At 79.3% G+C, this 721-nt stretch carries 1 protein-coding gene; it reads left to right on the top strand.

From position 1 onward, the window contains the following. Positions 1–624: DUF4232 domain-containing protein (locus EF918_RS36355; RefSeq protein ID WP_148141382.1), on the top strand; the 624-nt coding region annotated here is incomplete at its 5' end. Positions 625–721: the final 97 nt, after the last annotated feature.

The raw sequence follows: 721 nt of genomic DNA, 5'->3' as shown, positions 1-721 counted from the left end.
GGGCGGGGTCCGGCGGGGGGTGCGCTGGGAGGCGTGGCCGTGCTGGCGGCGGTGCTCGTCGGGTGCGAGGTGGCGCCGGCGCCGCAGCCGGCGCCCGGGCCGACGGCCAGGAGCGGCCGGCCCGAGGGGACTCCGGGAACGGCGCGGGTGACGCCCTCGCCGGGCGGCGGTTCCGGTGGGGCCGAGGCCTGTCCGGCGGGCGGGGTCCGGCTGTCCGAGGGGCCCGGGGACGCGGCCATGGGGCTGCGGGTGGCGTCGGTGCGGCTGGTGAACTGCGGGACGGGGTCCTACGCGCTCGACGGCTGGCCCGAGGTACGGGTGCTGGACCGGGGCGGGGCCCCGGTGCCGGTCGACATCGGGCACGGGTCGTACGGGGTGGCCGGCGGGACGCGGTTCGACGAACCGCCGGAGCCGGTCGTGCTCCGGCCGGGCGAGGAGGCGTCGTTCGGGCTGCTGTGGCGCAACACGGTCACCGACGTGAACGGCCCCGCCCCGGAGGGCCGCTCCCTGGAGGTCCGGCCCCGCCCGGGCGCACCCGTCCTCTCCCTGACCCTCACCGCCCCGGTGGACCTGGGCAACACCGGACGCATGGGCCTGAGCCCCTGGTCCGCGGTGACCCGCTAGCGGGTCCCGCGGACCAGGGGCTCAGGCCCGTGCGTCCGGTGTTGCACAGGTCCACCCGGGCCGTGACGGCCAGGCACAGGACGGACGCGCCCGGACG

The organism is Streptomyces sp. WAC06614 (genome assembly GCF_003949795.1).
GTDB lineage: Bacteria > Actinomycetota > Actinomycetes > Streptomycetales > Streptomycetaceae > Streptomyces.
The sequence above is the reverse complement of the archived record's forward strand: the minus strand, read 5'-3'. Positions and strand labels throughout refer to the sequence as shown.